The 23,372-nt window shown below is 68.8% G+C and carries 22 protein-coding genes; 11 read left to right on the forward strand and 11 right to left on the reverse strand.

What is annotated here, in order from left to right; all coding sequences use genetic code 11:
• Window positions 1-461: 461 nt before the first annotated feature.
• The 4 genes from B0293_RS27230 (at window position 462) to B0293_RS27245 (ending at window position 3,979) form a co-directional block, all read left to right on the forward strand.
• On the forward strand, window positions 462-1,394 hold the full coding sequence (locus tag B0293_RS27230; RefSeq protein ID WP_077241397.1) for an ACP S-malonyltransferase: 933 nt from the start codon (window positions 462-464) through the stop codon (window positions 1,392-1,394).
• A complete protein-coding gene (locus tag B0293_RS27235; protein ID WP_005154546.1) occupies window positions 1,391-2,374 on the forward strand; it encodes a beta-ketoacyl-ACP synthase III in 984 nt (327 codons plus the stop codon). The genes B0293_RS27230 and B0293_RS27235 overlap by 4 nt, the downstream gene beginning before the upstream one ends.
• A 68-nt stretch (window positions 2,375-2,442) precedes the next feature.
• Window positions 2,443-2,688 (forward strand): acyl carrier protein, encoded by a 246-nt coding sequence (locus B0293_RS27240; RefSeq protein WP_004559006.1) that lies wholly within the window; start codon window positions 2,443-2,445, stop codon window positions 2,686-2,688.
• 40 nt (window positions 2,689-2,728) lie between these two features.
• The gene (locus tag B0293_RS27245) at window positions 2,729-3,979 is read left to right on the forward strand and encodes a beta-ketoacyl-[acyl-carrier-protein] synthase family protein (RefSeq protein WP_005154548.1); all 1,251 of its coding nucleotides are present in this window, start codon (window positions 2,729-2,731) and stop codon (window positions 3,977-3,979) included.
• Between the two features lie 396 nt (window positions 3,980-4,375).
• Here B0293_RS27245 and B0293_RS27250 read toward each other — a convergent pair whose 3' ends face one another.
• From B0293_RS27250 to B0293_RS27265, 4 genes are all read right to left on the reverse strand, one after another.
• On the reverse strand, window positions 4,376-6,736 hold the full coding sequence (locus tag B0293_RS27250; protein WP_209437264.1) for a cation-translocating P-type ATPase: 2,361 nt from the start codon (window positions 6,734-6,736) through the stop codon (window positions 4,376-4,378).
• A 66-nt stretch (window positions 6,737-6,802) separates the two neighbouring features.
• On the reverse strand, window positions 6,803-7,396 hold the full coding sequence (locus tag B0293_RS27255) for a hypothetical protein (protein WP_039916699.1): 594 nt from the start codon (window positions 7,394-7,396) through the stop codon (window positions 6,803-6,805).
• A gap of 42 nt (window positions 7,397-7,438) precedes the next feature.
• The gene (locus B0293_RS27260; protein WP_005154552.1) at window positions 7,439-7,942 is read right to left on the reverse strand and encodes a DUF3145 domain-containing protein; all 504 of its coding nucleotides are present in this window, start codon (window positions 7,940-7,942) and stop codon (window positions 7,439-7,441) included.
• A gap of 330 nt (window positions 7,943-8,272) precedes the next feature.
• A complete protein-coding gene (locus B0293_RS27265; RefSeq protein ID WP_005154553.1) occupies window positions 8,273-9,745 on the reverse strand; it encodes a S8 family serine peptidase in 1,473 nt (490 codons plus the stop codon).
• Between the two features lie 179 nt (window positions 9,746-9,924).
• Between B0293_RS27265 and B0293_RS27270 the strand changes: the two genes are divergently transcribed.
• On the forward strand, window positions 9,925-11,442 hold the full coding sequence (locus B0293_RS27270) for a hypothetical protein (RefSeq protein WP_085939625.1): 1,518 nt from the start codon (window positions 9,925-9,927) through the stop codon (window positions 11,440-11,442).
• Between the two features lie 46 nt (window positions 11,443-11,488).
• Here the strand turns inward: B0293_RS27270 and B0293_RS27275 are convergent, their stop codons facing one another.
• Complete coding sequence (locus tag B0293_RS27275; RefSeq protein ID WP_005154555.1) at window positions 11,489-12,862, reverse strand: dihydrolipoyl dehydrogenase family protein; 1,374 nt, start codon at window positions 12,860-12,862, stop codon at window positions 11,489-11,491.
• Between the two features lie 156 nt (window positions 12,863-13,018).
• Between B0293_RS27275 and B0293_RS27280 the strand changes: the two genes are divergently transcribed.
• Window positions 13,019-13,723 carry an Lsr2 dimerization domain-containing protein gene (locus B0293_RS27280; protein WP_005154556.1) on the forward strand — a complete coding sequence of 235 codons (705 nt, stop codon included), beginning with the start codon at window positions 13,019-13,021 and terminating at the stop codon, window positions 13,721-13,723.
• A gap of 55 nt (window positions 13,724-13,778) precedes the next feature.
• Here B0293_RS27280 and B0293_RS27285 read toward each other — a convergent pair whose 3' ends face one another.
• The 5 genes from B0293_RS27285 to B0293_RS27305 all read right to left on the reverse strand — a co-directional run bounded on the left by B0293_RS27285 (window position 13,779) and on the right by B0293_RS27305 (window position 18,201).
• On the reverse strand, window positions 13,779-14,522 hold the full coding sequence (locus B0293_RS27285) for a lipoate--protein ligase family protein (RefSeq protein WP_005154557.1): 744 nt from the start codon (window positions 14,520-14,522) through the stop codon (window positions 13,779-13,781).
• Window positions 14,519-15,904 (reverse strand): NAD(P)(+) transhydrogenase (Re/Si-specific) subunit beta, encoded by a 1,386-nt coding sequence (locus B0293_RS27290; protein ID WP_005154559.1) that lies wholly within the window; start codon window positions 15,902-15,904, stop codon window positions 14,519-14,521. The genes B0293_RS27285 and B0293_RS27290 overlap by 4 nt, the downstream gene beginning before the upstream one ends.
• Window positions 15,901-16,200, reverse strand: a complete 300-nt coding sequence (locus B0293_RS27295; RefSeq protein WP_007032801.1) for an NAD(P) transhydrogenase subunit alpha — start codon at window positions 16,198-16,200, stop codon at window positions 15,901-15,903. The genes B0293_RS27290 and B0293_RS27295 overlap by 4 nt, the downstream gene beginning before the upstream one ends.
• Complete coding sequence (locus B0293_RS27300; protein ID WP_039916706.1) at window positions 16,200-17,318, reverse strand: Re/Si-specific NAD(P)(+) transhydrogenase subunit alpha; 1,119 nt, start codon at window positions 17,316-17,318, stop codon at window positions 16,200-16,202. The genes B0293_RS27295 and B0293_RS27300 overlap by 1 nt, the downstream gene beginning before the upstream one ends.
• A 226-nt stretch (window positions 17,319-17,544) precedes the next feature.
• The gene (locus B0293_RS27305) at window positions 17,545-18,201 is read right to left on the reverse strand and encodes a TetR family transcriptional regulator (protein WP_039916709.1); all 657 of its coding nucleotides are present in this window, start codon (window positions 18,199-18,201) and stop codon (window positions 17,545-17,547) included.
• 90 nt (window positions 18,202-18,291) lie between these two features.
• On the opposite strand from B0293_RS27305, the gene B0293_RS27310 reads away from it, so the two are divergent.
• From B0293_RS27310 to B0293_RS27330, 5 genes are read left to right on the forward strand one after another with little or no spacing between them, the layout of a single operon-like run.
• A complete protein-coding gene (locus tag B0293_RS27310) occupies window positions 18,292-19,383 on the forward strand; it encodes a ferredoxin reductase (protein ID WP_005154562.1) in 1,092 nt (363 codons plus the stop codon).
• A 12-nt stretch (window positions 19,384-19,395) separates the two neighbouring features.
• Window positions 19,396-20,511 carry a fatty acid desaturase family protein gene (locus tag B0293_RS27315; protein WP_005154563.1) on the forward strand — a complete coding sequence of 372 codons (1,116 nt, stop codon included), beginning with the start codon at window positions 19,396-19,398 and terminating at the stop codon, window positions 20,509-20,511.
• Window positions 20,512-20,521: 10 nt separating this feature from the next.
• Window positions 20,522-20,722 (forward strand): hypothetical protein, encoded by a 201-nt coding sequence (locus B0293_RS27320; protein ID WP_005154564.1) that lies wholly within the window; start codon window positions 20,522-20,524, stop codon window positions 20,720-20,722.
• 47 nt (window positions 20,723-20,769) lie between these two features.
• Window positions 20,770-22,035, forward strand: a complete 1,266-nt coding sequence (locus B0293_RS27325; RefSeq protein ID WP_005154565.1) for a sensor histidine kinase — start codon at window positions 20,770-20,772, stop codon at window positions 22,033-22,035.
• Window positions 22,036-22,051: 16 nt separating this feature from the next.
• On the forward strand, window positions 22,052-22,696 hold the full coding sequence (locus tag B0293_RS27330; RefSeq protein WP_005154566.1) for a response regulator transcription factor: 645 nt from the start codon (window positions 22,052-22,054) through the stop codon (window positions 22,694-22,696).
• A 123-nt stretch (window positions 22,697-22,819) separates the two neighbouring features.
• Here the strand turns inward: B0293_RS27330 and B0293_RS27335 are convergent, their stop codons facing one another.
• Window positions 22,820-23,350 (reverse strand): GNAT family N-acetyltransferase, encoded by a 531-nt coding sequence (locus B0293_RS27335; RefSeq protein WP_005154567.1) that lies wholly within the window; start codon window positions 23,348-23,350, stop codon window positions 22,820-22,822.
• Between the last annotated feature and the right edge of the window lie 22 nt (window positions 23,351-23,372).

Consider the following 23,372-nt stretch of genomic DNA (forward strand, 5'->3'; position numbering starts at 1 on the left):
AGTGGTAAGTGTCGTTCTAACGTCACTTACCACTCACGACCCCCTTGACCGACTACGGCGCGGCACCCTTGGTCGCCCGCGCTACCGCGGTAACCGCTGGTGCACGGGGACGACCTCCAAGTCCGTGAAGGCCTCCTTCCCTACTTGTCAGGGTAGGGAAGGAGGCCTTCACGGACCGGACCTACGACCCAAACACTCACGACCACCCGCGCCGAAACGGGCGAACAGCCCACTCGGCACATGAAGCGACACAGCGGACTCGGCCCGCCCCGCGCGACTCCGATAAACCCGATGGTAACTCTGCGCAGTGACGGACTTCATAGGGAAAGCTGGTTGAACCCGACAAGGCTTTTGGGTTAAGCGCGGAGATCAGGAAGGCACTTTTGGAGGGTTCCGACAATTACGCTGCCAGGACTTGGTGAACGTCGGCATCACGACCATGGTGGCCGAGCGTGTTCCCTATGGGGGTGACAGTTGCAGTCCTCGCCCCCGGTCAGGGTTCCCAAGCCCCAGGCATGCTCTCCCCTTGGCTAGAGCTCGACGGCGCCCGCGCGCGCGTCGAAGCCTGGTCCGAGCGGGCCGGTCTCGACCTGATCCGCCTCGGCACCGAGGCGGATGCCGAAGAGATCCAGGACACCGCGATCACGCAGCCGCTGATCGTGGCGCTGTCACTGCTGGCGTTCGAACACCTCCAGCGCGAAGCGCCGGTCGCGGCGGATTCGCCGGTCGCCGGTCACTCCGTCGGTGAGCTGGCCGCCGCCGCCATCGCCGGGGTGCTGAGCCCCGAGGACGCCGTCGCGCTGGCCGCCATCCGCGGCGCGGAGATGGCGAAGGCGTGCGCGCTGGAGCCCACGAGCATGGCCGCGGTCATGCTCGGCGACCCGGATCAGGTCGTCGCCTGGCTCGACGGCCACGGCCTCGCCGCGGCGAACCGCAACGGCGCCGGCCAGATCGTCGCCTCGGGCGCCGCCGCCGCGATCGAGAAGATCGTGGCCGAGCCGCTGGAAGGCACCAAGGTCCGCGCGCTCAAGGTCGCGGGCGCGTTCCACACCGCGTACATGGCACCCGCGCAGGAAGCGCTGGCCGCGCAGGCTGCGAAGATCACCCCGGCGGACCCCACGCGTCCGCTGCTGTCGAACGCCGACGGCCAGGTCGTCACCAGCGGGGCCGAGTACCTCGACCGGCTGGTCAAGCAGGTCACGAGCCCGGTGCGCTGGGACCTGACCATGGACGGTCTGGTCTCCGCGGGCGTCACCTCGACGCTCGAACTGCCGCCGGCGGGCACGCTGACCGGGCTGGTCAAGCGGCAGCTCAAGGGAACCGTGACCACCACCATCGCACTGAAGACCCCCGCCGAGCTGGCGAAGCTTCAGGGGCAGGAGGACGCTTCGTGACCGACCGATCCACCTTGCGGCAGGCGCAGGGCGCCGCCGGGACCCGCATCCTCGGTGTCGGGAGCTTCCAGCCCGAGAAGATCGTGACCAACGACGATCTCTCGAAGATCATGGACACCAACGACCAGTGGATCCGCGAGCGGGTCGGCATCGTCGAGCGCCGGTTCGCCGAGAAGGACGAGTCGCTGGTCGACATGGCGGTCAAGGCGGGCACCGCCGCGCTGGCCGACGCCGGCGTGGATCCGTCCGAAGTGGACACGGTCATCCTGCCGAACTGCACGATGCCCACGCAGATCCCGAACGCCGCCGCCCAGGTCGCGGACCGGATCGGCATCACGCACCCCGCCGCGTTCGACCTCAACGCCGCCTGCGCCGGTTTCTGCTACGGCCTCGGTGTCGCGTCGGACCTCATCCGCGCGGGCAGCGCGAAGAAGGCGCTCGTGATCGGCGCCGAGAAGCTCACCGACCACGTCGACCCGGTCGACCGCGCGAACGCCATCATCTTCGCCGACGGCGCGGGCGCGGCGGTGGTCGGCGCGGCCGACACGGCGCAGATCGGGCCGGTGTCCTGGGGCAGCGCGGGTGAGCACGTCGACCTCATCTACATGCGCGACGACAAGTGGATCTACCAGGAGGGCCAGTCGGTCTTCCGGTGGGCGACCACGCAGATCGCGCCGATCGCCTTGCGGGCGCTGGAACTGGCCGGGCTCGAACCGTCCGATGTGGACGTCCTGATCCCGCACCAGGCCAACCTGCGGATCGTCGAGGCGATCGCCAAGAAGCTGCGGGCCAAGGGCGGCCGCGAGGACATGGTCGTCGCCGACGACATCAGGTACTCGGGCAACACCTCGTCCGCGTCCATCCCCCTCGCGCTGGACCACATGCGCAAGGCCGGCACCGCGAAGAAGGGCGACGTCGTGCTCGCCGTCGGCTTCGGGGCCGGACTCTCCTACGCGGGCCAGGCCTTCATCTGCCCGTGATGAATACTTCCCCTGCGGGCACCGTGTCCGCAGGGCAGCCGAAAGCATCACCGAGAAGGGAACAACCAGTGGCAGACAACGCAGAGATCCTCGCCGGCCTCGCCGAGATCGTCGAAGAGGTCGCCGGTGTGGCGCAGGACGACGTGACCGCCGAGAAGTCCTTCGTGGACGACCTCGACATCGACTCGCTGTCCATGGTGGAGATCGCTGTTCAGGCCGAGGACAAGTTCGGCGTCAAGATCCCGGACGACGAGCTGGCGAACCTGAAGACCGTTGGCGACGCGGTGAACTACGTGTCGGCCAACTCCAAGTAAGTCCGACTTCTTGATTGGCGCCGACCTTGGGGAGACTCCAATGAGCAACATCGACGTCGTGATCACCGGGATGGGCGCGACCACGCCGCTCGGCGGGGACGTCGCGTCCACGTGGGACGGACTGCTCGCCGGGGCGAGCGGGATCCGCCGCATCGAAGCCGACTGGGTCGACGAACTCGAGCTGCCGGTGAAGATCGGCGCCATGCTCGCCGTAGACCCGTCCGAAGTCCTGCCGCGGGTCCAGGCCCGGCGGCTGGACCGCTGTGAGCAGGTGGCGATCATCGCCGCCCGCCAGGCTTGGGCGGACGCGGGTTTCGAGCAGCCGACCGACGAGCATCAGGATGTGGAACCCGAGCGCCTCGGGGTGACCATCGGTACCGGTGTCGGCGGTCCGGTCACCCTGATCTCCCAGAACGATCTTCTGCACAAGCAGGGACTCCGCAAGGTCTCCCCGCTGACCGTGCCGATGCTGATGCCGAACGGCCCCGCCGCGCACGTCGGGATCGACCTGAAGGCGCGTGCCGGCGTGCACTCGCCCGCGTCGGCCTGCGCGTCGGGCGCGGAAGGCATCGCCGCCGGCTACGAGATGATCCGCTCGGGCCGCGCCGACGTCGTGGTCGCCGGTGGGGCCGAATCGTGCATCCACCCGATCACCCTCGCCGGTTTCGCCCAGGCGCGGACAGTCTCCACCCGCAACGACGACCCGACGAAGGCGTCCAGGCCGTTCGACGTGAACCGTGACGGTTTCGTCCTCGGCGAGGGCTCCGGTGTCGTGATCCTGGAGCGGGCGGACCGTGCGAAGGCCCGCAACGCGCGGATCTACGCGCAGCTGAGCGGGTACGGGATCACTTCGGACGCCTACCACATCACGGGCAACCACCCGGAGGGCGTCGGCCAGATCGCCGCCATGCGGCAGGCGATGACGATGGCCGGGGTCTCCCCCACCGACGTCGGGCACGTCAACGCGCACGCGACCTCCACGGTCGTCGGTGACGTCGGCGAGGCCGCGGCGATCCGCAACGCCGTCGGCGAGCACGCCGTGGTGACCGCTCCCAAGGGCGCGCTCGGCCACCTGGTCGGCGGTGCGGGCGCGGTCGAGGGCATCGCCACGATCCTGGCGATCTACCACGGCCTCATCCCGGCGACGCTGAACCTCGAGGACCTGGACCCGAAGGTGCAGCTCGACGTCGTCTCCGGTGAGGCGCGCAAGGTCGAGCTGGGCGCGGCGATCAGCAACTCGTTCGGTTTCGGCGGGCACAACACGGCGCTGCTGTTCACTCCGGCGGCCTGATTTCAGTACGTGAAGGCCCCCTTCACTGCGTCTAGCGCAGTGAAGGGGGCCTTTATGTACTTGCGGGTGAGGCTTGTGCTGCCGCCGTGACGCTTGGTCCGCTTTCATGGTCCGGCGCTGAAGCCGAGAGGTGTCGCGAAAGCCACTTTCGGGACATCAGACGTCTCGAAAGTGGCTTTCGCGACACCCAAGGTCCACGCGGTCACGAGAGGCGGAAGCGGTGCGGCGAAAGCCACCTTCGGCGTTGCGAAAGCCACTTTCACAACGTTGAAGGTTGCGAAAGTGGCTTTCGCAACGCCTGCACCTCAAAGCGCGACAGCTCACGCGTGAAGGCCCCCTTCACTGCGTCTAGCGCAGTGAAGGGGGCCTTCACGTACTTCCTGCGGCACTGAAGGGTCAGGCTTCCGAACGCTTCACCAGATGCCGCCCGATCCACCAGGCGGCTTCCACCAGCACGATGCCCACCCCGGCACAGACGAACGCCGAAAGCGTGTACGCGCTCACGCTCGGGTCCAGTGCGAAGAACTTCTGCGTGAACGGGATCAGGAACAGCGCGAGCGTCAGCACGACCATCCCGCCGATCAGCAGGATCTTCCACCACCGGTACGGCCGCGCGACGATCCCGAGCACCCACAGCGCGATCGTGATGAGCGTGATCAACGCCGTCGTCCCCGCCTGGATCTTGTCCAGTTCGGACTGTCCGGATCCCTTGTACACCAGCAGGTAGCTCACGAACGTCGCCGCGGCGATGACCAGCCCGGCCGGGACGGCCATCCGCATCACCCTGCCGACGAAGCCGGTGCGGGCGCGCTCGTTGTTCGGCGCCAGTGAAAGCACGAAGGCGGGCAGGCCGATCGTGAACCACGCGGTGATCGTGATGTGCCGCGGCAGGAACGGGAACGGCACCTGCGCGATGCCGACCATCAGCGCCAGCAGTACCGAGTAGACCGTCTTGGTGAGGAACAGGTTCGAGACGCGCTCGATGTTGCCGATCACCCGCCGTCCCTCGGCGACGACGTGCGGCAGGGTGGCGAACTTGTCGTCCAGCAGCACGATCTGCGCGACCGCGCGGGTGGCCGGGCTGCCGGCGCCCATGGCGACACCGATGTCCGCGTCCTTCAGCGCGAGGACGTCGTTCACGCCGTCCCCGGTCATCGCGACGGTGTGCCCCTTCGACTGGAGCGCACCGACCATCGCGCGTTTCTGCAGCGGCGTCACGCGGCCGAAGACGGCGCGCTCCTCCACGGTGTCGGCCAGCTTTTCGGCGTCCTCCGGCAGCTTCCGCGCGTCGACGGGCTTGTCCGCACCCGGCAGGTCGAGGGTGCCCGCGACCGCGCCCACCGAGATGGCGTTGTCCCCGGAGATGACCTTGACCGCGACGTCCTGGTGCGCGAAGAAGTCCAAAGTGTCCTTCGCGTCGGGCCGGACCTTCTGCTCCAGCACCACGAGCGCGACCGGCCGGATGTCGCCGGGGCCCTCGGCCGCGTCGACGGCCCGCTCGGCACGGCCCAGCAGCAGGACGCGCAGACCGCGCGAGCCGATCTTCTCCGCCTCCGCCCGGTGCTCCCCCTCGGGCAGCAGGACGTCGGCCGCGCCGAGCACCCAGTCGCCGTCGGCGCCGAACGACGCGCCGCTCCACTTGCGGGCCGAGGAGAACGGCATGGTCGTGGTGACCCGCCAGCCGGGATCGGCCGGGTAGGCCTCGGCGATCGCCTGCAAGCTCGCGTTCGGACGGGGATCCGCGGCGGCGAGCGCGGCCAGCACGTCGTCCACCGGGTGGCCCGGCGTGATCTCCCGGACCTCGGAAAGCCGCATCGCGTTCTCGGTGAGCGTGCCGGTCTTGTCCGCGCACACCACGTCGACCCGGGCGAGCCCTTCGATCGCGGGCAGTTCCTGCACCAGGCACTGGCGCTTGCCCAGCCGGATGACGCCGACCGCGAGCGCGACGCTGGTCATCAGCACCAGGCCTTCGGGCACCATCGGCACGAGCGCCGCGACCATGCCGCGCAGCGCGTCCGGCCACGCCTGGTCGCCCGCGAGCTGGTTGTAGATGGTCAGCGCGCCCGCCGGGACGAGCAGGTAGGTGATGAACTTGAGGATCTTGTCGATGCCCTGCCGCAGCTCCGACTTCACCAGGGTGAACTTGCTGGCCTCGGCGGCCAGTTTCGCCGCGTAGGACTCGTCGCCGATGATGTCGGCGCGGTAGGTGCCGCTGCCCGCGACGACGAAGCTGCCGGACAGCACCTTGTCACCGGGCTGCTTGACCACCGGATCGGATTCCCCGGTCAGCAGCGACTCGTCGACCTCGAGCGCGTCGGCGGTCAGCGCCGGGCCGTCGACGACGATCTTGTCGCCGGGCCCCAGTTCGACGAGGTCCCCGAGCACGACCTCTTCCGGGGCGATCTCGGCGCTCTGCCCGTCACGGCGGACTGTCGGCTTCGCCTGTCCGACGATGGCGAGCCGTTCCAGGGTCCGTTTCGCCCGGAGTTCCTGGATGATGCCGACCGCGCTGTTGACGATGATCAGGCCGCCGAACAGCCCGTCGATGAAGTACCCCGTCGACAGGATGAGCACGAACAGCACGCCGTAGATCGCGTTGATCCGGGTGAAGACGTTCGCGCGGATGATCTCGCCGGTGGTCCGGCTGGTCTTCGTCGAGACCGTGTTGGTCTGTCCCGCGGCCACCCGCTGGGCGACCTCTTCGCTGGTGAGACCCCTCGAGGCGCCGGTCAGCACGGCCGGCTGGTCAATTGCCATGCCCGCGACTCTATTCGGCCCCGGTTCACACCCGCGTCAGCCTGGGGGACCATGTCGCCCCTTACTTCAGCATCTTTCGTGTTCGGGGTTCGTACCACCGTCGGTGGTGTCGACGCGCCAGGAACCGCTCTCCAGCCGCAGCGGCAGCACCAGCCGCCAGCGGATGCACCCCTCCGGCAAATACACCGGCGCGTCTTCGACGTCCTGGACGCTGGTGAAGGCGACGAGTACCCGGAGCGTGCTCGGCGCGCCCGGCTCGATGCGGTAGACGAGGATGCTTCCGTCCCGAGTGGACTGATAGTCCTTCTTCCACTCGGCCGAGGTCTTGGTCTTGGCCCGGTCGCGGCTGACCACCGAAGTCCACTTCGGATAGTCGCGATCGTTGATGGAGTCGAAATACCCTTGCAGCACCTGCCGGACGCTCTGGTACTGCGGATGCGCGAAGACGTCGGGAGTCACCTCGACGGCGCGTGAGCCCGGCTGCGCCCCCGGGGCGACCGACGTCGGCGAATCACTGACGAGCGGCGTGGTGGGCGCGGCCTCCGGGCGGAGGTAGAGATCGCGTGCCAGCAGCCCGACGCCGACGGTCAGGGAGATCACGACCACGAGCACGGGGATCAGCCACCGCTGGCGGGAGAGGGGGCGAGGCTGGGCGGTCACCCTGAAAGGTTAGCCGCCCGCCTCTTCCGTCCTCACCGGCGTCTACCCGACTTGGTGCAGCCAGGTGACCGGGGCACCGTCACCGGCGTGCCGGTACGGTTCGAGCGCTTCGTCCCAGTTGGCGGCGAGGAGCTCGTCGAGCTTGTGCGCGAGGGATTCACCGGCGCGGACCTTGCTCACGAGGGCACGCAACTGGTCCTCGCCCACGACGATGTCGCCGTTGGCACTGGTCCTGCCGTGCCACAGGCCGAGGCCCGGGGCGAAGCAGAACCTCTCGCCGTCGACCCCCGCACTGGGCTCTTCGGTGACTTCGAACCGGATCATCGGCCACGCCTTGAGCGCGGACGCCAGCTTTCCGCCGGTGCCCGAAGGCGCACGCCATCCACATTCGGCGCGGAGCTGTCCTGGACTGGCGGGCTGCGCCGTCCACTTCAACTCGACTCGGGCACCAAGGGTGCCCGAAATGGCCCACTCGACGTGCGGACACACCGCAGACGGCGACGAGTGGACGTACACCACGCCACGGGTGTTGCCACGGGTGCTCACTGCTGACCTCCGCTACTCGACGAGGGGCGTCTTCCCCTACGACCTCGCGAGCTTTGCTGGTCAGGTGGCTCGTGCCGCCTCCCGGTACGCGTCAGCACATTGTGCACCCCAACTGTGCTGTTTGGCCACATGAACACCACAAGTCGCACCTGATTGGGACGCGGGACTCCTGCGAAAGCCCCCTTCTTTCGGCTGGGCCGGGGAAAAGATCCCGTCACGCGGGTTAACCCGGGGACGGCAATTGTGCCGCCCCATCCGTGAAGGCCTCCTTGAGGGACCCAGGATCCCTCAAGGAGGCCTTCACGGACTCGACGGCCGGAGCGCTCCGGGTCAGCCTTGGGCGCCGAGGGACTTCGCCGCGGCGAAGGTGTCCACCAGGCCGGTGCCCTTGTCGAAGCTCGACGTGTACAGCCCGGCCGCGACGTACGGCGAGCCGTTCGTGAACTTGTACGCCGTGCCCTTGATCGCGGCCTCGATGTCACCCGGGCTCGCGTTCGGCGCGACCTGGAACAGCTGCGCGACGATCCCGGTGATCTGCGGTGCCGCCATCGAAGTCCCGCTGATCACGTTGTAGGTGGCCAGGTCCAGCAGTCCCGGGCCGTTCTTCGGCTGCAGGCCCTGCGTGCAGATCGGCTGCGTGGGGCGGCAGGACGAGAGGATGTTCTCCCCCGGCGCGGAGACGTCGGGCCAGCTCGACTGGCTGCCCTGGAGGCCGCGCGAGGAGAAGTCGGACACCGTGCCGTCGCGGGTGCCGGTCCCCTGGTCGTTGAACGACGCCACCGAGAGCACGCCCGGCGTCTGGTCCTGTCCCGGCGGGTTGGAGAGGTTCGCCGAACCGTCGCCGCCGTCGTTCCCGTTCGCCCACACCGTGACGACGCCTTCCGCGGCGAGCGCGCGCTGCAGCTTCACCGTCGCCGAGTTCGGGTCGAAGGCGCCGCCACCGCTGGGGCCGTAGGAGTTGTTGGTCACCTTGATCGGCGGGCACACCGACGTCGGGACACCCGCGCCGCAGGGCGCCTTGTGGTTCTCCAGCACCCAGTTCAGCGCTGCGTCCGTGCCGAGCACGAGCAGCGCCGCCCCGGTCGACACCGAGACGATCTTCGAGCCCGGCGCCGAGCCGCCGACCTTGGTGCCGTCGGTCAGCGTCAGCTGGTTCCCGGCGGCGATGCCGGTGACGTGCGTGCCGTGGCCGCCGAGGGAGAGGGTGTCGGTGTCGACGGCGGTCGGGACGTCGACGATGCAGTTGGTCGCCGTGCCGTCGAGGCAAAGGCTCTTGAGACTGCGCACCACCCGCGTCTTGCCGTCGGCGCCCTTGAACGCCGGATGCGTCGGGTCGACGCCGGTGTCGATGATCGCGACGGACACGCCCCTGCCGTCCACCGGCGTGCCACCGGCGTCCTTGAGCTGCGCCTGGGTCTGCAGGCTCCGGGTCGCCGTGGTGCCGGCGCTGCCGTGCGCCTTGAGTTTCTCGTTGCCTTCGACGTAGGTGACGCCGTCGGCCTCGCGGACCGCGCGCACCTGGTCGGCGGTGCCCCGGACGGCGACGACGCCGATCTTGCCGAACGAGGTGATCTTCGTGAGCCCGGCCCCGCGGGCGGCGCGTTCGGCGGTGGCGACGTCGCCGGCGTGCACGAGCGCGGTCACCCCCGTGGCGCCGGTGACGGCCGAGAGCAGGGCGGAGAGTCCTGGGGCGACGGGCGCGAGCGGTCCTGCGGCCTGCGCGGGGACCATCCCCGCGACCGGGACGGCGAGCAGGGTGACGACGAGCGCGGCGCGTCGACGCCAAGGGCGAGATACGGCCATGACGTTTCTCCTGGTGACAGGGGACAAAGGAGCTGCCACCTACCAACGAGTAATACCCGTTCGAGTGACGGCGCTCACGTGGATGACAACTTCTCGGACCAACATCACCGCGCCGACCTGCGACGTGTCTTCCCGTTGCTCCGGATGGAGGCGCTACTTTGTGCATCGAGACCGACGAGATGGGGAGGGGTTCGGTGCGACTCGTTCGCCTCGCTCAACAGCCGTCCCGGGTGGCCGAGGACGTCCGCGCCGCGCTGGCTTCACTCGGCCGGGGCAGCAACGTCGTGGGCGGGGTGGCCCTGGTCGGCGCCAGCCCGGTCGAAGGACGGCCGGTCGAAGCCGTCGTCGTCATGCCGAAGGGCGTTCTCATCGTCATCGGCGTCGACCTGCCGGACCCGGCGCTGAAACTCGAAGCCCCGCTCGGCGGACCGTGGAAGGCCGACGGCTGGCCGCTGGTCCACGGCGACACCTCGATCAACCCGGCCACCGACGCGCTTTCGCTGTCGGCCGCGTGCACGCACAAGATCGCGGACGTCGCCCCCGGCGCCGGTCCGATCGGCACGATCATCGCCGTCGGTCCCTATGTGGAGACGGTCGATCAGCCCGCCGCGGATCTCGCCGGCTCGGTCCGCGTCCTGTACCCGACGGCGACGACGATGCTCGCCGCGACGGTCTCGCTGGCCACCGCTCCGCGGCCCCGCTCGGTCCAGCAGGCGCGGGAGCTGATCGCCGCGCTCGCCCCGGACGCTCCGCCGATGCCCGAGGAGATGTTGCTCGGCGAAGGGTTCAGCGCCTATTCCGACGACGAGCCGACCGTGATCCGCGAGAACCCGCTGGTCGCGATCGCCCCGACGGTTCCGGTGCAGCATCCGGGGAAGGCGAAAAGACCGGCGAAACCTCCCGCACCCCCGGTCAAATCCACCCGGCCGGCGCAGGCCGCACCGCCGCCCGTCCGGCCCGCTCCGCAGGGGCAGCCCGCTCGGCAGGCCGTCGCCGCGAAACCCGTTCCGCCGGTCCGGCAGGGCCCGCCGCCCGCGGCCGCCGCTCCCGTCGCCGCTTCCGCTCCCGCCGAGCAGGCCCCGAAGGCGCCTCATCAGTCCAAGACGGTGAAGTGGCTCCCGCTCGCCGCGATCGGCCTGCTCATCGTGCTGCTCGTCGCGGCCATCAGCGTGGCTTCCGGTGGTGACGACACCGCGTCCACGCAGACCACACCGCCGCCGACCCCTGCGACCAGTCCCCCGCCGCCGAGCAGCAGCGCGGTGGAGAACATCCAGTTCACCTCGCGGGCGTCGGCCGCGGACCAGAAATGCGCGTCGCACGCGTACGGCGACGTCCAGACGAGCCTTCAGCAGACGAGTTGCTCGACGGTGAAACGGGCCAGCTTCGCCAGTTCCATCGACGGCCGGGCCGCCGCGGTCACGATCGCCGTCGTGGACTTCCCGGACGCGGAGCAGGCGACGGCGTTCAAGGGCACGGCCGACAACCCCGGCGGTGGCGGCATCCTCGACGTGGCCACCGAGACCAACCAGTGGCAAGGCGACGTCCCGGTGTTCGAAGGCGCCGCCTACCAGAGCAGCCTGGATGGGAATTCGGTCCGGCTGGTCCAGGTCGTGTGGGTGCCGGGACCGTCCACTCCGGACGATCCCGGCCTGGTCCGGGGCGCGAAGGCCGCCCTCGAACTCCCTGTCAACGGCTAGGTCGTGTCCTGTAAGTCTGTTCGATGGGCTTCGTGCAGGACGCGACCTAGAGGCCGTATGCCTCCAGGAGGCGCAGCCACACCTCGCTGATCGTGGGGAACGACGGGACCGCGTGCCACAGCCTCGGCAGCGGGACCTCTCCCACGATCGCGATCGTGGCCGAATGCAGCAGTTCGGACACGTCCTGCCCGACGAAGGTCGCACCGACGAGCACACCGCGTTCGGTGTCGACGACGATCCGCGCCTTACCCGCGTAGCCGTCCGCGTGCAGTGACGAACCGGCGACCGCGATGTCGATGTCGACGACGCGGTGCGGCCTGCCCTCTTCCGGTCCGGCGAGCCCGACCGAAGCGACCTCCGGGTCGGTGAAGACGACCTGCGGAATGGCGTGGTGGTCGGCCGTGGCGCTGTGCGCGCTCCACGCGGCGGAATCCACGGGCTCGCCCGCCGCCTGCGCGGCCACCGCGTCCCCGGTGGCGCGGGCGGCGTACTTGCCCTGGTGGGTCAGCGGCGCCCGGCCGGTGACGTCCCCGACGGCGAACAGCCAGTCACCGTCCACAGCGGACACGCGGCCGTTGTCGTCCGTCGTGAGCGGCTTGCCCGCTTCGAGGCCGAGCGTCTCCACGCCGAGATCGTCGGTCGCGGGACGGCGGCCGGTGGCGACGAGGAGCTCGTCGACGACCAACCGGTCACCACCCTTCAGGGACAATTCCTTACCACCGTCCACAGCGGACACGGAGTCGAGACCCGATCCGGTGTGCACGGTGACCCCGGCTTCACGGAGTCCCGCGATGACGGCGTCGCCCGCGAAGTCCGGCAGCCGCGGCAAAGGACGTTCGCCCGAGATGATCAAGTGGACCTCGGCGCCGAGCGTCGCGAACGCCTGCGCCATTTCGACGCCGACGACACCGCCGCCGAGCACGCCCAGCCGGCGCGGGACCGCTTCCGCCGAAGTCGCCTCGCGGGAGCCCCAAGTGGAAACGGTGTCCAGTCCGGGGATCGGCGGTGTCCGCGGGACACTGCCGGTGGCGACGATCACGGCGTGCCGCGCGGTCAGCACGTCACCGCCGTCGACCGTCACCTCCCGCTCACCGGTGATCCGGCCGTGCCCGCGGATCGGGACGATCCCGACGCCTTCGGCCCACTTGACCTGTCCGCTGTCGTCTCCCTTGCCGGTGAACCAGTCCCGGCGCGCGAACACCGCGGCCGGGTCGACCGCGTCACCGACCGGGACACCCGGGACGCGCTTGGCGGCGGCGAGGAGGTTCCCCGGCCGCAGCAGCGCCTTGCTCGGAATGCAGGCCCAGTAAGAACATTCGCCGCCGAAGCGTTCGTGTTCGACGAGGGCGACCCGAAGCCCGCCGCGCGCGGCCCGCTCGGCGGCGACCTCGCCGACGGGGCCGCCTCCGATCACGATCACGTCAAAAGTCTGTGCTGACATGCATTCAGCGCACACCACCGCGCAGCTTCGCGCAACCTGCCGCTATCCTCGTGTCGCTGCGTGAGTCAATCAGCCGCGGGTCAGGTTTCACCGTGCCGGTTACGCAGTAGAACGATCGAGCGCGGGAGGTTTTTCATGGCCAGGAACACTGCTGTTCATTTGCTGGATGATCTGACCGGCGAGGCTGCCGAAGAAACGGTCGCTTTCGGTTTGGACGGAATCGCTTACGACATCGACCTTTCGGCCGACAACGCCACCGCACTCCGGGAAATCCTGAGTGCGTATGTGGAGAACGGCCGCCGGATCGGTGGCCGCAAACTGCGGCCGCGGGTGGTGCAGCGGCCCAAGGGCGCGCGGGTGTCGAAGTCGACCCCGAAGACCGCCGCCACCGCCGCGAAGGCCGAGGCGAAGACGGCCGCGAAGCCGGGCCGCAAGCCTGCCGCGAAGGGTGTCGCCGGCCGTAAGCCCGCCGCCGTCAAGAAGGCCGCCGCCCCCAAGGCCGAGGCCAAGGCTCCCGCCAAGACCACGGCGAAAGCCACTGCCGCCAAGGCGAAGTCGACCCGCGGCGCGGCGGCGAAGACCACCACCGCGAAGGCTCCGGCAGGCCGTGCCAAGGCCGCCGCCGCGGCGAAGACCCCGGCCAAGGCTCCGGCGAAGACCGCCGCCAAGACGACGTCCGCGAAGGCCGCCCCGAAGACCGCGGCCGCGAAGACGACCGCCGCCAAGGCCGCGCCGAAGGCCGCCGCCAAGACGACGGCGAAGAAGGCGGCCGAGCCGAAGAAGACCACGCGCGCCGCCCGCAAGGTGCCCGCCGTCACTTTCTCGGCCACCGAAAAGTAACGCACCGAAAAGGCCCTTTCGCGATTTTCGCGAAAGGGCCTTTTTCGTTTTCACCTCATTTGCGCTGAGCGCCGGTGGAGTGCCATTCCGGATAGTGGTACCTCGTGTGCTGGAGCGAGCGGTGCCACTCCAGCTCCCCGGCCGACGGCTTCCGGGTGGTGAGTTCACCCAGCTGCGCGGCCGCCGCCACGCGGACCGCGGCCGTGACTTCGGCTACACCTTTGCGCAGGCCGTGTTCGGCGAGCGACGCGACCGGGCTCCGGTGGGAGTCGAGCGGACGGGGATCGGAAGGCGCCGAAGTGAGATACCGGCCGACCCGCTCGGCCGCGGTCGAAACGAGCAGAGTGGAATGCGCGAGCAAGCCCGTTCTCGTCCGGAACACGGCGAAACCGCACAGCTTCGAGTCACCGACGAACAGTCCCCGATCACCGAGCCGCGACGGCAGCCCGAGTTCGGCCACCGTCGCGGTCATCAGTTCCCCGAGTGCTTCGAGCGGTTTGACGGCTTCCCCGGACAAGCCGAGTCCTGGCAGGACGAGAGTGATGTTGAGATTGCCGGGATCGTGGAACACGGTGCCGCCGCCGCTGGCCCGGCGCAGCACCGGAACGCCGTCGCTCGTACAGACGTCCGCCTTGACCTCGCGTTCGATCTTCTGCCCCCGCCCCACGACCACACTGTCGGTGTTGCGCCAGATCCACAGGACCGGCGCCTCCGGTGCGGCGCGCAGGAGGGCTTCGTCGAACGCGAGGTTGTCGGCCGGGTCGTCGAACGCGGCGACGACTTCCGAGGGGCCGGTCACAGTGCTTTGAGTTCCTCCACGATCTCGCCCACCGACGATTTGGCGTCGCCGAAGAGCATGCTTGTCTTCGCATCGTAGAAGAGCTCGTTGTCGATGCCGGCGAAGCCCGAACTCATCGAGCGTTTGAGCACGATCACCGACCGGCTGTGGTTCACCTTGAGGATCGGCATCCCGTAGATGGGCGAGCCCGGATCGGTCTCCGCGGCCGGGTTCGTGACGTCGTTCGCGCCGATCACCAGCGCGACGTCGGTCTGGGCGAACTCGGAGTTGATCTCGTCCATCTCTTTCAGCTGTTCGTACGGGACGTCGGCCTCGGCGAGGAGCACGTTCATGTGCCCCGGCATCCGGCCCGCCACCGGGTGGATGGCGTACGCGACCGTGATCCCTTTGGCCTCCAGCAGCTTCGCCATCTCGCGGACCACGTGCTGTGCCTGCGCGACGGCCATGCCGTAGCCGGGGACGACCACGACCTTGTTGGCGTAGGCCATCTGGATCGCGGTGTCGGACGCGCTGGTGCTGCGGACCGGCCGGACCTCGCCGGAGCCGCCGCTCGCGACCGCCGTGCCGCCGCCGAACCCACCGGCGACGATGGCCGGGATCGACCGGTTCATCGCCTTCGCCATCAGGTTCGTCAGGATCGAACCCGAGGCGCCGACGATCATGCCCGCCACGATCAGCGCGGTGTTGTCGAGCGCGAGCCCCATGGCCGCGGCCGACAGACCGGTGAGCGCGTTCAGCAGCGAGATGACGACCGGCATGTCCGCGCCGCCGATCGGCAGCACGACCACCACGCCGAGCACGCCCGCCGCGACCAGCAGGCCGATCATCAGCAGTTCGGCGTCGCCGCCGGTGGCGATGACGACCGCGAAGACGATCGCGGCGATCAGGACCAGCGCGTTCACCGGCTGCTGCAACTTGCCCAGGGTGATCGGGCGGCCGGAGATCAGTTCCTGCAGCTTCCCGAACGCGATGTTCGAGCCCCAGAAGGACACCGAACCGACGATCGCGGCGAACAACGACGCGATCGCGACGTACGCGGGCTCGTGCGCGTAGCCCTCGGTGGTGCGGAACTCGACCCAGGCGATCAAGGCCACCGCCCCGCCGCCGACGCCGTTGAACAGCGCCACCATCTGCGGCATCGCGGTCATCTTGACCTTGCGCGCGGACGGCACGCCGACGACGACACCGATCGCGACGCCGAGCGCGATCAGCAGCCAGTTGCTCATGCCCGGCGTCAGCAGCGTCGCGATCACCGCGATGCCCATGCCGACCGCGGCGATCCAGTTGCCGCGGACCGCGGTGCGCGGGCCGGTCAGGCCCATGAGGCCGTAGATGAACAGTGCGAAGGAAATGATGTAGAGGACGGCGATGAAGGTCGTCACTTGTCACCACCGTCTTCCGGCTTCTTCGCCTTGAACATCGAGAGCATCCGGTCGGTGACGAGGAAGCCGCCGACCACGTTGATCGTGCCGAAGGCGATCGCGATCACCAGCAGGATCTTGTTCAGTACGCCGTCGACCCCGAGGCCGAGCACGATCAGCCCGCCGAGCAGGACGATGCCGTGGATGGCGTTGGTCCCCGACATGAGCGGGGTGTGGAGGGTGTTGGGCACCTTCGAGATGACGGTGAATCCCACGAATCCGGCGAGTACGAGGATCGCCAAGCTGCCGACGAGCATCACTCGCCCCCTTCTTCTCCGGCGCCGGGGGCACCGGCCACGCAGGCCCCGGCGACGATCTCGTCGGAGAAGTCGAGCGCGAGCTTGCCTTCCTTGTCGACGAGCAGTTCCAGCAACTCGGTGACGTTGCGCGCGTAGAGCTCGCTGGAATGCGCGGGCATCTCCGCGGCGAGGTTGAGCGGCGAGCAGATGGTGACGTCGTGCTCGACGACCTCCTCGCCCGGTTTCGTCAGTTCGCAGTTGCCGCCGGACTCGCCGGCGAGGTCGACCACGACACCACCGGCGGGCATCCCCTTCACCGCGTCGGCGGTGACGAGGGTCGGCGCCTTGCGGCCCGGGACGAGCGCCGTGGTGATCACGACGTCGAACCTCGTGATCGCCTCGGTGAGCCTGCGTTGCTGTTCGGCTTTTTCCTCCGCTGTCAGCTCGCGGGCGTATCCGCCTTCGCCGACCGCCTCGATGCCTAGCTCGAGGAATTTCGCGCCGAGCGACTTCACCTGCTCGCCGACCTCGGGCCGGACGTCGTACCCGGTGGTCTGCGCACCGAGCCGTTTCGCCGTCGCCAAGGCCTGGAGCCCGGCGACACCCGCGCCGAGCACGAGCACCTTCGCCGGTGGCACGGTTCCGGCCGCGGTGGTGAGCATCGGGAAGAAGCGCGTGAGTTTCTCCGCGGCCAGCAACACCGCGCGATAACCCGCGACGCTGCTCTGCGACGACAACGCGTCCATCGCCTGCGCACGCGAGATCCGCGGGATCGCCTCGACGGCGAAAGCGCGGACGCCCGCCGTTTCCAGCGCCGCGATCCCCTCGGGATCACCCCGTGGATTCAGGAAGCCGATGAGAATGGTGCCTTGTTTGAGCTTCGCGACTTCGGCCGCGCTCGGAGGCGCCACCTTCACCACGATGTCGGCGTCCCACGGGTCACCGAGAACCGCACCCGCCTGCTCGAAGGTCTCGTCGGCGAGCAGCGCGCCGGCGCCCGCGCCGGGCTCCACCACCACCCGCAGTCCGCGTCCGGAGACGCGCTCGATGAGTTTCGGAACCAGCGCGATGCGGCGTTCACCTTGTCCGGTCTCCCGGACAACACCGACCGTGAGCTGCTCGTTTTCTGCCGCCACAGGCGACCTCCTCGCTGGAGAGGACCACACGAACCCGCACTGTTTACCACGTCCGGCCGACAACTTTCCTGGCTGAACGTATCCGGACGGCATCTTTCCGTGACATCGCTCATCACGATCGATCCAGCCATCGATCCAGGTGGGCGACGTCATAAGGGGTCCCCACAGGACACGTTCCGTCCTATGGGGACCCCTGATGACACTTACGGAGCAACGGTTTCGCCCGTCACGGAACGCTGCGCCAGTTCGGCACCCCCAGAAAGATCAGCCGCAGCCGCCGTTCGGCCGTGCGCACGATCTCGTCGTCACGCGAAGGTGTTTCGAGCAGTTCCAGCACCGTCGTGAGCATGGTCGTCACGATCAGATCGGCCAGCAGGTGCAGATCCTCCGTCACCCATTCGCGGAGGTTGTCGAAGCGCGCCAGGTCGACGGCGAGTTCGCTGACGAAGAGCTTGAGTTCGAAGCCGATCGCCTGCCGGACCGGGCCGGTGCCGCCGTAGCGCTCCCTGGTCAGGAAGTGGAAGTGGGCCTCGTGCGCCCTCACGTGCTCGCGCAGGATGCGCACAGACGTCCGGATCATGTCGTTGTAGGCCGCGGGCTTGGTGCGCGCGGAGCGGATCATCGTGCGCAAGGTGCGCATCGACTCTTCCACCAGCGCGACGCCCAGCTCGTCCATCGATGCGAAATGGCGATAGAACGCCGTCGGCACGATTCCGGCCTGTTTCGCCACCTCGCGCAGGCTCAGCCCGGAGAACCCTCGTTCCGCCACCAGGTCCAGTGCCGCGTCCAGCAACGCCTGACGCGTGCGCTGTTTGCGCTCCTGCCGGGAAACGGGCTCTGTTGTCACGACGGACAGCGTAATCGCCTCCGCGCTATCACCCACGTCACATCGCCGTCCTCTCGCGTTGACAAGCGGCATGTTCACCACTTCACTGTTCAGTGTACAAGCGTTCACTGAAATTGGGAGAAAGTGATGACGGCACTGGTACCGCGCAGGGCCAGGCGGCTGGCCTCGCTGGCCGAGGCCCTGCTCACGCCCCACGGAATGGACCGCTACCTCGAACTCGTCGATCCGATGCTGGTCCGCCGCGAGATCCGCGGCCTGGTCACCGGCGTCCGGCGGCAGACAGCCGACACGGTCACGCTGACCATCAAGCCGAGCAGGGCCTGGCGGGGACACGCCGCGGGCCAGTACGTGCGGGTGACCGTCGAGATCGACGGCGTCCGCCGGACCCGCTGCTACTCGCCTGCCGGTTCGGAGCACGACGGCACGCTGGAACTGACCATCAAGGCCGACCCCCAAGGGCTCGTCTCGCGCCATCTGAACCGCACGATCACCACGGGTTCCGTCCTCGGACTGTCCACTGCGGACGGTGAGTTCACCCTGCCGTCGCCGAGGCCCCGGCGGATCCTGCTGGTGAGCGGCGGGAGCGGGATCACGCCTGTCCTGTCGATGCTGCGCACGCTGGCGGACGAGAAGTTCGAGGGCGACGTCGCCTTCCTGCACTACTCGAACGGCGCCGAAGACGCGCTCTACCGCGCCGAGCTCGCCGACCTCGCCCGCCGCCTGCCCGGACTGCGGGTGGTACACGCGTTCACTCACGCGAAAAGTGGCGGCGACCTGCACGGGTTCTTCTCGAAGGAGCACCTCGCGGAGGCCGCGCCGTGGTACCCCGACGCCGAGACCTTCCTGTGCGGCCCGAAGCCGCTGATGGATTCCGTCCGCGAGGCGTTCGACGCCGACGGACTCGGCGCACACCTGCACACCGAGGAGTTCACGCCGCCGGCGCTCACCTTCGACACCGAGAACGCCGAGGGACAGGTCCGGTTCGCGCGCAGCGGCCGCGAGTTCGAGAACTCCGGGAAACCGCTGCTGGAGCAGGCCGAGGACGCGGGGCTGAGCCCGGAACACGGCTGCCGGATGGGCATCTGCTTCTCCTGCACCCAGATCAAGACCTCCGGCTGCGTGCGCAACGCCAAGACCGGCGAGACCTCCAGCGAAGAAAACGAAGAGATCCAGCTCTGCATCTCCGTCCCGGTCGGGGACGTCGAGATCAACGCTTAGAAAGGACCTGCCATGACAGGCTTGCAGGACAAACTGACCCCGCAGCAGGTCGAGGACTTCGGCCGCGAACTGGACGAGATCCGGCAGCGGATCGTCGCCGACCTCGGCCAGGTCGACGTCGACTACATCCACAACGTCATCAAGACACAGCGCGCCCTTGAAGTCGCAGGCCGCGGACTGCTGTTCGCCGGGTTCTTCCCGCCCGCCTGGATCGCCGGCGTCGCCGCGCTTTCGGTGGCGAAGATCCTCGACAACATGGAGATCGGCCACAACGTCATGCACGGCCAGTACGACTGGACGCGTGACCCGGCGCTGAGCTCGCAGAAGTTCGAATGGGACACCGTCGCGCCCTCGGAGAACTGGCGCCACTCCCACAACTACATCCACCACACGTACACGAACATCCTCGACAAGGACCGTGACATCGGTTACGGCGTCCTGCGGATGGACCCGGCGCAGAAGTGGAATCCGTACTACCTGGGCAACCCGGTGTACGCGACGCTGCTCGCGCTGTTCTTCCAGTGGGGCGTCATGCTGCACGACCTCGAGTTCGACCGCGTCGTCAAGGGCGAGCGCAAGTGGTCGGACAACAAGGAGGTCGGCCTGAAGATGCTCAAGAAGGCGGGCCGCCAGGTCGGCAAGGACTACGTGCTCTTCCCGCTGCTGACCGGTCCGCTCGCGCCGCTGACCTTCCTCGGCAACGCCACCGCGAACCTGACCCGCAACCTGTGGGCGTTCTCGATCATCTTCTGCGGGCACTTCCCCGCCGACGTCGAGAGCTTCACCGAGGAGGAGACCGAGAACGAGTCGCGGGGCCAGTGGTACCTGCGGCAGATCCTCGGCTCGGCGAACATCACCGGCGGCAAGCTCTTCCACGTCATGACCGGGAACCTCTCGCACCAGATCGAGCACCACCTGTTCCCGGACATCCCGGCGCGCCGCTACCCGGAGATCGCGGGCGAGGTGCGGGCGATCTGCGAGAAGTACGGCCTGCCGTACAACACCGGGCCCCTGCACAAGCAACTGTTCTCGGTGGCCAAGAAGATCGTGAAACTGGCCCTGCCCTGGAACGGTGAACCCCGCACTCCCGCTACCGTGGAGAGCGACAAGACCCTCCGAGCGGCTTAAGGTGTCTGACATGGTCGGTCAGTTCGAAAGCACCAAGGACGTGGTCCAAGAGGTCACCGAGTCCGCGGCCACCCACATCGGCAACATCGCGACGATCATCACCGGCGCGATCCGGGACATCGCCCGCGAGACCGGCGACTGGCTGACGGACGTCATCGAGATGCGCGAGGCGTCTCAGCGGGCGCAGGAAGACGAAACCCGCGAAGACTAGGGAAACCTGGATGGGCGTGGGACGGGTGGCCACGGCAAGCTGAAGCCGTGATCACCCGTTACGCCCTCCCCGGGCGCGTCCTCGGCTCGCAGCTGAACCGCGCGTACTGGGCGGAGCTGGCGTGGGTGATCGTCGGCGCTCCGCTGACGCTGGTGCTCGTCGTGCTCGTCGTCGTCGGCCTGCTGTTCGGGATCACGCTGAGCCTGCTCACCATCGGGCTGCCGGTGCTCATCGGCGTCGTGGCGGGCGCGCGGCTGATCGGTGCCGCGCACATCGGACTGGCGCGTCTCCTGCTCGGGACGACGGTCACGCCGCCCGCCCGGCCCGAGCTGCTGCCGGGACTGTGGAACGGGATCAAGAGCAAGATCGGGGACCCGAGCGGCTGGCGGTCGATCGCCTACCTGCTGATCCGGCTGCCGCTGTCGCTGATCGAGTTCTTCCTGGTCGCGACCCTGTTCGTGTACGCCGTGAGCGCGCTGACCTACCCGTACTTCTGGTTCACCCTGAACGGTGAGGCCATGCCGACGTTCGATCTCCACGTCGGTGCCTGGCCCCTCACCCTGCTGCTCGCCTTCACCGGGCTGGTCGTGCTGCTGGCGATGCCGTGGGTGGTGCACGGCCTGACCGCGTTCGACCGTCTGCTGGTGCGCGGGATCCTCGGCACCGAAGACCTCTCCCAACGCGTGCGCGACCTCGAACGCAGCCGGGCGACCGCCGTCGACGACGCGACACGGCGGCTGCGCCGGATCGAACGCGACCTGCACGACGGCGCGCAGGCGCAACTGGTCGCGCTGGCGATGAAGCTCGGGATCGCGAAGGACGAGCTGTCCGGCGGTGACGGCGACATCGACCAGGTCACCGCCCTGGTCACGGCCGCGCACGCCAACGCGAAACAGGCGCTGGTCGAACTGCGCGACCTCGCCCGCGGCATCCACCCCGCCGCGCTCGACGCCGGCCTGGACGTCGCACTGTCCACTTTGGCCGCGGGCTCGGGCATCGACGCGCGGATCACCGTGGCCCTGCCGAGCAGGCCGTCGCCGTCGATCGAGACCATCGCCTATTTCACGGTCGCCGAGCTGCTGACCAATGCCGCGAAACACACTTCCGCCGCGATCGAGGTCGACGTGGGTATCGTCGGTGACGCCTTGCGGCTCGTCGTGCGCGACGGCGGCGAAGGCGGGGCCCGGCCGGAACGCGGCGGCGGGCTCGCCGGGATCGCCGAGCGGCTCGCGACGGTGGACGGCGGGCTCGACATCGACAGTCCTCCGGGAGGGCCTACGGTGATCAGCGCGGAAATACCATTACGGAAATAGGGACTTGGGGGGCGGCGTGCGCGTCGTGATCGCGGAGGATTCGGCCATCCTTCGGGCGGGGCTCGTCGAGCTGCTGAACCTTCGGGGGCACGAGGTCCTCGCGGCCGTCGCCGACGGCGAAAGCCTGTGCGCGGCGGTGCGCGAACACCGGCCGGACGTGTCCATTGTGGACATCCGGATGCCGCCGACGCACACCGACGAAGGCCTGCGCGCGTCGATCGCGCTGCGCGCGGAACTGCCGGGATGCGCGATCCTGTTGTTCTCGCAGTACGTCGAGACGCAGTACGCGACGGAACTCCTGGCGGACCGCGCGGGCGGCGTCGGCTATCTGCTGAAGGACCGGGTCGCGGAGGTGTCGGACTTCCTCGACGCGCTTCGGCGGGTCGCCGACGGGGAGACCGTGCTCGATCCGGAGGTGGTCAGCCAGCTGTTCACCGCCACCCGGAAGACGGACGCGCTCGCCGGGCTGACGCCGCGGGAGCGGGAGGTGCTGGGCCTGATGGCCGAGGGACGGTCGAACTCGGCCATCGCGGCGAGGTTGTTCCTCTCGGCCGGCTCGGTGGAGAAGTACGTGTCGAGCATCTTCGGGAAGCTGGCGCTGCCTCAGTCCGAAGGGGACAACCGGCGGGTTCTGGCCGTGCTGCGCTACCTGGAGTCCTGAAGGCCGCGCCGATGTCCGCTGTGGACGCTCACGAGACCGGCATGGGCGTGTTGCGAAAGCCACTTTCGCAACCTTGAAGGTTGCGAAAGTGGCTTTCGCAACACGCCCACCGAGTCCGGCGCGTCACCGAGGTTCGGCGGGCACCCCGGTGAGCTCCGGCAGGCAGAGCTGCACCCAGGCGACATCCCGCCAGGCCCCGTGCTTGTACCCGATCCGCCGGTAGGTCCCCACCGGCTCGAAGCCCAGCGCGCGATGCAGTCCGGCGCTCGCGTCGTTCGGCAGCACCATCCCCGCGCAGAAGTTCCGGAAACCACGCTCCGCCAACCTGTCCAGCAGCGCCTGATAGAGCGCTCGGCCGCCGCCGGTCCTCCGGCGGCCGAGCTCCAGATAGATACTGACCTCGCAGGACCAGCGATAGGACGGACGACCGCTGAAAGGTCCTCCGTAGGCGTAGCCGGCGACGCGGCCTTCGTCGTCTTCGAGCACGAGCCACGCGTGCGCTCGCTGCGCCTTGGCGATGCGCTCGGCCATCTCGTCCGGCTTGGGCGGCTCGGTCTCGAACGAGATCACCGTGTCGGTGACATACGGCGCGTAGATCTCCGCGCACGCCGTCGCGTCGGCTTCCGTCGCTTCCCTGATCACCATGGCGACCATAGTAACCGAGGCTGCCACTATA

Source organism: Amycolatopsis azurea DSM 43854 (assembly GCF_001995215.1).
GTDB classification, from domain to species: Bacteria; Actinomycetota; Actinomycetes; order Mycobacteriales; family Pseudonocardiaceae; genus Amycolatopsis; species Amycolatopsis azurea.

What these genes read in the sequence shown, in the direction of transcription:
- B0293_RS27315 (WP_005154563.1), top strand. Translation starts at nt 19,396, where the DNA reads ATGACAGGCTTGCAGGACAAACTGACCCCGCAGCAGGTCGAGGACTTC.
- B0293_RS27320 (WP_005154564.1), top strand. Translation starts at nt 20,522, where the DNA reads ATGGTCGGTCAGTTCGAAAGCACCAAGGACGTGGTCCAAGAGGTCACC.
- B0293_RS27295 (WP_007032801.1), bottom strand. Translation starts at nt 16,200, where the DNA reads ATGCTCGTCGGCAGCTTGGCGATCCTCGTACTCGCCGGATTCGTGGGA.
- B0293_RS27280 (WP_005154556.1), top strand. Translation starts at nt 13,019, where the DNA reads ATGGCCAGGAACACTGCTGTTCATTTGCTGGATGATCTGACCGGCGAG.
- B0293_RS27310 (WP_005154562.1), top strand. Translation starts at nt 18,292, where the DNA reads ATGACGGCACTGGTACCGCGCAGGGCCAGGCGGCTGGCCTCGCTGGCC.
- B0293_RS27230 (WP_077241397.1), top strand. Translation starts at nt 462, where the DNA reads ATGGGGGTGACAGTTGCAGTCCTCGCCCCCGGTCAGGGTTCCCAAGCC.
- B0293_RS27250 (WP_209437264.1), bottom strand. Translation starts at nt 6,736, where the DNA reads ATGGCAATTGACCAGCCGGCCGTGCTGACCGGCGCCTCGAGGGGTCTC.
- B0293_RS27265 (WP_005154553.1), bottom strand. Translation starts at nt 9,745, where the DNA reads ATGGCCGTATCTCGCCCTTGGCGTCGACGCGCCGCGCTCGTCGTCACC.
- B0293_RS27245 (WP_005154548.1), top strand. Translation starts at nt 2,729, where the DNA reads ATGAGCAACATCGACGTCGTGATCACCGGGATGGGCGCGACCACGCCG.
- B0293_RS27335 (WP_005154567.1), bottom strand. Translation starts at nt 23,350, where the DNA reads ATGGTCGCCATGGTGATCAGGGAAGCGACGGAAGCCGACGCGACGGCG.
- B0293_RS27270 (WP_085939625.1), top strand. Translation starts at nt 9,925, where the DNA reads ATGGGGAGGGGTTCGGTGCGACTCGTTCGCCTCGCTCAACAGCCGTCC.